Genomic DNA, 6,609 nt, shown 5'->3' with positions numbered 1-6,609 from the left:
GTCGGCAGCGAGCACGCCAAGCACCTGAACGAGCACCTCGCCCATGGCGGAATCCTGCTCTGGGTCAGGACCCGCAACATGGAGCACGAGAGGAAGGCGCTCGACATCCTGAGACGCCATTCGGCGCACGATGTCCACTCGCACGAGCTGCCGCCTGCTCCCGAGGTCGCCCCGCGCCAGCCGATCCCGCTGTTCCGCGATCGGCTGGTCTAGCCGGATGCCTCCCGATCACGCTCCGCGGGGCAAGCCGCCTCGTCTTGCTATTCGATGACGATGCGGGGCGCCGGGCGGCGGCTGCCGAGATCCTTTTCGAGCTCCTCCCAGGCCCTGGCGGCGATGTCGCGGTAGATCCTGGCGTGCTCGGAGCCCGGCATGCTGACCACGACCGGCTGGCCCGCGTCCGACTTCGAGCGGATCTCCATGTGCAGCGGCACCTCGCCGAGGAAGGGGACGCCAAGCTTCTCCGCCTCATGGCGCGCGCCGCCGTGGGAGAAGATGTCCGAACGTGCTCCGCATTTCGGGCACACGAAGTAGCTCATGTTCTCGACGATGCCGAGCACGGGCACGTTGACTTTCTTGAACATGGCAAGGCCCCGCCGCGCGTCGATCAGCGACAGGTCCTGCGGGGTCGAGATGATGATGGCGCCCTTCAGCGGCACGTTCTGCGCCAGCGTGAGTTGCGCATCGCCGGTTCCCGGCGGCATGTCGACGACCAGCACGTCGAGCGTGCCCCAGGCGACGTCGCGCAGCATCTGCGTGATGGCCGACATCACCATCGGCCCGCGCCAGATCATCGCGGTTTCTTCCTCGACGAGGAATCCGATCGACATCACCGCAAGCCCGAAACGCATGATCGGGATCATCTTCCTGTCGGCATTGAGCTGCGGCTTGTCGTGGATGCCGGTCAGCCGCGGCACCGAGGGACCGTAAATGTCGGCGTCCAGGAGGCCCACGCGCAGGCCCTGGTCGCGAAGACCGAGCGCGAGGTTGAGCGCGGTGGTCGACTTGCCGACGCCGCCCTTGCCGGAGGCGACCGCGATGATGGCGGCGATGCCGGGGATCTCCGCCTGCTTCGACATCGGGCTTTGTCCGCCCTGGGGCGGGCGATGCGACGCGGCCGGCTGCACGCCGCCATGCGAATGTGAATGACTCGGGGCATGCCGTTGCGGCTGCGGCACCGGCGGCGGCGTGGCCGAGCCGGGCTTGCGCTCGGCGGTCAGCGCGATCATGGCGACCGTGACGCCGGGGATGGCGCGCACCGCGGCTTCAGCCTGCGCCCGCACGCTCTCCCAGGCCCGCGCCTCGGCGGCATCGACATTGACGGAGAAGAACACCTTGCCGTCGGTGACTGTGATCGCCGAGAGCACATTGGCGTTGGGCAAGGCGACGCCGCGCGGCGACATCACCTTGGAGAGGGCATCGATAACCTGCTGCTGTGTCACGCTCAAAGGCGCATCTCCTAAACCAGTTCCGGAAGCGCCTATAGAGCGGTTGCGCGGGAAATGCTACCTCGCGCCCATATCTTCCCGCCGCTCGACCGGCGCTGCGGAGCCCACTTCCCTGGCGGCCTCGTAGTTCAGCTCGATCATGACGCCGTTGGGGTCGTCGACGAAGATCTGCCAGAGGTCGCCGCCCGGCACCTGCCGGGAGTCGAACGCCATGCCCTTCGCCTGCAGGCGCTGCTTCATGCCGTCAAAGCCGGTCGAGGCGAAGGCAACGTGATGGACAACGCCGGAATCCGGCTTCTGTGCCTCGTCGGTCCTGGAAATGTCGACGAGGTGCACGACAGCCTTGCCTTCGCTGTACATCCACGCCCCGGGGAACGCGAAGTTGGGACGCGGGCCCTTTTCGAGACCCAGGATATCCTCATAGAAGCGGACCGTATCGGCGAGTTTCCGGGTCCGGATATTGAAATGATCGAGCACACCGACGCTCACGCCCATGCGAAACACTCCCTTTTTTCGAAGCCGTTTTTGAGATGCGGTTTTGGTCGGCAATCATAGCATGAAACCAGCCATTTCGCCCAAACGAAGCCGTTGCCCTCCCCTGCGCAGGGGTTATGGTGCGGCCTCCCTCCAAGAACCGCCGCGGCCGGTTTCCCAAGGCCGGCGGCCAAACTCCCAAGGTATCAACGATGGCGAAAGTCGCTTTTCTCGGTCTCGGCGTGATGGGTTTTCCGATGGCGGGACACCTCGTCAAAAAAGGCGGCCATGAGGTGACCGTCTACAACCGAACGGCCGCCAAGTCGAAGCAATGGGCGGAAAAGTTCGGCGGCAAGACCGCCGCAACGCCGAAGGCTGCCGCCGAGGGCCAGGACTTCGTGATGTGCTGCGTCGGCAATGACAACGACTTGCGCGCAGTGACTGTTGGCGCCGACGGTGCCTTTGCCGGCATGGAGAAGGGCGCGGTTTTCGTCGATCACACCACGGCATCAGCTGAAGTGGCGCGCGAGCTCGACGCTGCAGCTGCCAAGGGCGGCTTCAAATTCGTCGATGCCCCCGTCTCCGGCGGCCAGGCCGGCGCCGAGAATGGCGTGCTCACGGTGATGTGCGGCGGCAACGAGGATGCCTATGCCGCGGCCGAGCCGGTCATCAACTCGGCCTATGCGCGGATGTGCAAGCGCCTCGGCCCTGCCGGCGCCTGCCAGCTCACCAAGATGGTCAACCAGATCTGCATCGCCGGCCTCGTCGAGGGCCTTGCCGAAGGCATCCATTTTGCCAAGAAGTCCGGCCTCGACGTCGCCGCCGTGATCGACACCATCTCCAAGGGCGCGGCGCAGTCCTGGCAGATGGAGAACCGCTACAAGGCGATGACCGAGGGCAAGTTCGATTTCGGCTTTGCGGTGGAATGGATGCGCAAGGACCTGTCGATCTGCATCGCCGAAGCCCGCCGCAACGGCGCCAACCTGCCGGTCACCGCGCTGGTCGACCAGTTCTATGCCGAGGTCGAGAAGATGGGCGGCAAACGCTGGGACACCTGCAGCCTGATGGCGCGTCTGGAGCGGTGACGAGCGGCGATGCCAAAGAGTTAATTTAACCCCGCGTTAACGGGAATTTTTAGCTTCTTAAGGCATCGCTTAATGATTTGGGCCCACAGATAGACGATGCAAAAGTCCGCGCGGTTCGCGGGCGCAATTGTGTTGTCTGGATGAGTAAACCCGCTGAAAAGCCTGAAGTTGTCCAGCTTCCGGCCGATCCTGCCCCCGCAGCGCCCGTCAATGCGCGGCGCGTGGCGGCACAGCGGGTCCGCGAGGCGCGCGACCGGTTAACGTCGACCAGCGGCACCCGCCCCGCCTTCGATACGGAACTGCTGCGCCAGTACGCACAAACACGGATGTCGGCGTCGTTCGTCGTCATGCTGCTGGTGGTGGCGACCGGCGTGCTGTTCGGCTTCTGGATGCAGCCGGTGTCGGCGGCGGCCTGGACCTGCGGCATGCTGTGCATCCATGCCGCGATCATCCGCAGCTGCGCGAAGTTCCTCGCCGCGCCGCCGTCGCTGCCTTCGACGCGCAAATGGCGCACGCGCTTCGTGCTGCTCGATTTGCTCTACGGCCTGACCTGGACCGCGATCCTGATCCGCCCCGCGGGCCTCGACGTCGCCTCCAACACGCTGATGATGTTCCTGATGCTGCTGGTGATCGCGGTGTCCAGCATGCTGGCGGCGAGCCTGCCGATTGCGGCGCTGGCCGCGACCGCGCCGGTGACGGCGGCGATCGCGCTCAACTTCATCCTCTCGGGTACGCTCGACAACTACGTGCTGGCGGTGCTGGCGCTCGCCGCAGAAGGCTATTTCGCCCTGCTCGCCCACCGCCTGCACTCGACGACGCTGGCGACCTTGGAAGCGCGCGCGGAAAAGGACGCGCTGATCGGCGAGCTCGAACAGGCCAAGGCGATCTCGGACGAGGCGCGCCACCGCGCCGAATCCGCCAACGTCGCCAAGTCGCGCTTCCTCGCCCAGATGAGCCACGAGCTGCGCACGCCGCTCAACGCCATCCTCGGCTTTTCCGAGGTGATGAAGAGCGAAATCTTCGGTGTGCACAGCGTGCCCGTCTACAAGGAATACTCCGCCGACATTCACAATTCCGGCGTTCACCTGCTCAACCTGATCAACGAGATCCTCGACCTGTCGCGCATCGAGGCCGGCCGCTACGAGCTCAACGAGGAAGCGGTGTCGCTGGTCAACATCGTCGCCGACTGCCATCACCTGTTGAAGCTGCGCGCCTCCAGCCGCGGCATCACCATCCACGAGGTGTTCGAGCGCGCCATGCCGAAGATCTGGGGCGACGAGCGCGCCATCCGCCAGATCGTGCTCAACCTGCTGTCCAACTCGATCAAGTTCACCCCGCGCGGCGGCGAAATCTGGCTGAAGGCCGGCTGGACCGCGTCGGGCGGACAATATCTCAGCGTCAAGGACACCGGCTCCGGCATCCCCGAGGACGAGATCCCGATCGTGCTGGCCTCGTTCGGCCAGGGCTCCAATTCCATCAAGTCGGCGGAGCAAGGCGCGGGCCTTGGCCTGCCGATCGCAAAAAGCCTGATCGACATGCACGGCGGCACCTTTACGCTGAAATCGAAGGTGCGCATCGGCACCGAGGTGATCATCACCTTCCCGCCGGAGCGCGTGATGTCGGCGCTCGGCCCGATGACCGATGAAGCCCCGCCGCTACAGCCGGAGAACGCCGATGTCACCGACGAGAAACGCCGCCCGCGTCACAAGCCGATCATGAGCGCGGGAACAGGGTTGTAGCCGCCCCGCTTGCGCTGGCGTCGAAGTTTCCTCCACTATGCAACGATGAGCCTGGAAACGCCGTGTACCTCAGTCTGCCAGATCGATCCCAGAACGAACCTCTGCTTCGGTTGCGGCCGCACGCTGCCGGAGATCGCGCGCTGGTCGGCCATGGACGGCGCCGAGCGGGCCGCCGTCATGGCGCAACTGCCGGCGCGCATGGCGGAAGCCGGCCTGACGCCGATGCAGCCGCGCCAGCGAACGCAATCGCGTTAAGCCCTGCGGGAGCGGCCGCATGATCCGCATCCTGCTGATCGGCCTTTTCCTGGCCGGCACCGCCGGCGCGGTGGTGGCCTATGGCGATCCCGACCGGCTGTCGCGCGCGGGCGACAGCATCTCGCACATGCTGCGGCAGAAGAGCCTGTCGGCGCCGCCTCCGGTGCAGATCCCGCGTGGCCAGGGCGGCGAGTTCTCGCTGAAGGCCAGGATCAACGGCGTCACCGCGCCGATGGTGATCGACACCGGCGCGACCTCGGTCGTGCTGACCTGGGAAACAGCGAAGGCGATCGGCGTGCCGGTCGAGATGCTGGAATACAATGTCGACCTGGAAACCGCCGGCGGTCACGCCAAGGCGGCGCGGCTGACGCTGGACCGTCTCTCAGTCGGCAAGCTCACCGAGAAATCGGTGCCGGCGCTGGTGGTGCCGCGCGGACACATGAAGACCAACCTGCTCGGCATGAGCTTTCTCGACCGGCTGGAGAGCTGGGGCGTGCGCTCCGACAGGCTGATGCTGCACGGCTATCCCGAAGTCTCACGCCGCAAGTGAGGTGCTCTGGCGCTCGCGGACCAGCGCGACCGCCTCGCGCAGCACGTCGATCCCTGCGCCCGGTCTCACGCCATGCTCGGCGAGATGCCGGCGGAAGGCACGGGCTCCCGGCACCGCATGGAACGCGCCGACGAAGTGCCGCGTGATGGCGTGCAGCCGCGTGCCCGAGCCGAGCTCGCGCACGATATAGGGCTCCATCGCCTCGAACACGTCCTTCATCGAGGCGTACGGCGCCGTCTCGCCGAACAGCTCCGCGTCGACGGCGAGCAGCCGCCACGGCTCCTGATAGGCCGCGCGTCCCAGCATCACGCCGTCGACATGGGCGAGATGCTCCCTCGCCTCCTCGATGCCGACGATGCCGCCATTGATGATGACGGGCACGTCGGGCAGCGCCGTCTTCAGCCGATAGACGCGGCCGTAATCGAGCGGCGGGACGTCGCGGTTCTCTTTCGGCGACAGCCCGTTCAACCAGGCCTTTCGCGCGTGCACGACCAGCGCGTCGGCGCCGGCCGCGACCACGGCGCTCGCGAGCGTGTCCAGCGACGATTCCGGATCCTGGTCGTCGATGCCGATGCGGCACTTCACCGTGACGGGAAAGTTGACCGCCCGCTTCATCGCGGCGACGCAATCGGCGACCAGCGAAGGCTCGGCCATCAGGCAGGCGCCGAAGCGGCCGTCCTTCACCCGGTCCGACGGACAGCCGACATTGAGATTGATCTCGTCATAGCCAAAGCCCTCGCCGATGCGCGCGGCCTCGGCGAGATCCGCCGGAGACGAGCCGCCGAGCTGCAGCGCCACCGGATGCTCGCTGGCGTCAAAGGCAAGCAACCGGGCGCGGTCGCCATGCAGGATGGCGCCCGTGGTCAGCATCTCCGTATAAAGCCGCGCCCGGCGCGACATCAGGCGATGGAAGACGCGGCAATGCCGGTCAGTCCAGTCCATCATCGGGGCGACGGAGAATTTCCATTCCATCTCAGTTGCTTAACTGCAATGCCGGTTCGATGCAACGTGGTGTTTGCAACCCTGCCCGTCCGCGAAGCATGTCCGACCGAACCAAA

At 66.0% G+C, this 6,609-nt stretch carries 7 protein-coding genes and 1 pseudogene; 5 read left to right on the top strand and 3 right to left on the bottom strand.

What is annotated here, in order from left to right:
- Window positions 1-213: pseudogene (locus ACT4OC_RS05810) on the top strand (hypothetical protein); the annotation flags it as partial.
- 47 nt (window positions 214-260) lie between these two features.
- On the opposite strand, the gene apbC reads toward ACT4OC_RS05810, so the two are convergent.
- Window positions 261-1,448 carry an iron-sulfur cluster carrier protein ApbC gene (gene apbC, locus ACT4OC_RS05805; RefSeq protein WP_444838019.1) on the bottom strand — a complete coding sequence of 396 codons (1,188 nt, stop codon included), beginning with the start codon at window positions 1,446-1,448 and terminating at the stop codon, window positions 261-263.
- A gap of 57 nt (window positions 1,449-1,505) precedes the next feature.
- Window positions 1,506-1,943: a VOC family protein gene (locus ACT4OC_RS05800; RefSeq protein ID WP_444838018.1), complete on the bottom strand. Its 438-nt coding sequence runs from the start codon at window positions 1,941-1,943 to the stop codon at window positions 1,506-1,508.
- 191 nt (window positions 1,944-2,134) lie between these two features.
- On the opposite strand from ACT4OC_RS05800, the gene ACT4OC_RS05795 reads away from it, so the two are divergent.
- From ACT4OC_RS05795 to ACT4OC_RS05780, 4 genes are all read left to right on the top strand, one after another.
- A complete protein-coding gene (locus ACT4OC_RS05795) occupies window positions 2,135-3,007 on the top strand; it encodes an NAD(P)-dependent oxidoreductase (RefSeq protein WP_444838017.1) in 873 nt (290 codons plus the stop codon).
- Window positions 3,008-3,147: 140 nt separating this feature from the next.
- Window positions 3,148-4,746, top strand: coding sequence for a sensor histidine kinase (locus ACT4OC_RS05790; protein WP_444838016.1), 1,599 nt, complete (start codon window positions 3,148-3,150; stop codon window positions 4,744-4,746).
- 45 nt (window positions 4,747-4,791) lie between these two features.
- The gene (locus ACT4OC_RS05785) at window positions 4,792-5,001 is read left to right on the top strand and encodes a DUF1289 domain-containing protein (protein ID WP_444838015.1); all 210 of its coding nucleotides are present in this window, start codon (window positions 4,792-4,794) and stop codon (window positions 4,999-5,001) included.
- A 19-nt stretch (window positions 5,002-5,020) separates the two neighbouring features.
- On the top strand, window positions 5,021-5,551 hold the full coding sequence (locus ACT4OC_RS05780) for a TIGR02281 family clan AA aspartic protease (RefSeq protein ID WP_444838014.1): 531 nt from the start codon (window positions 5,021-5,023) through the stop codon (window positions 5,549-5,551).
- Here the strand turns inward: ACT4OC_RS05780 and dusA are convergent.
- Window positions 5,537-6,523, bottom strand: coding sequence for a tRNA dihydrouridine(20/20a) synthase DusA (gene dusA / locus ACT4OC_RS05775; protein WP_444838013.1), 987 nt, complete (start codon window positions 6,521-6,523; stop codon window positions 5,537-5,539). The genes ACT4OC_RS05780 and dusA overlap by 15 nt on opposite strands.
- Window positions 6,524-6,609: the final 86 nt, after the last annotated feature.

It is taken from the genome of Bradyrhizobium sp., assembly GCF_052389815.1.
Classification (GTDB): Bacteria; Pseudomonadota; Alphaproteobacteria; order Rhizobiales; family Xanthobacteraceae; genus Bradyrhizobium.
This window is presented reverse-complemented; position numbering and strand designations above follow the sequence as displayed.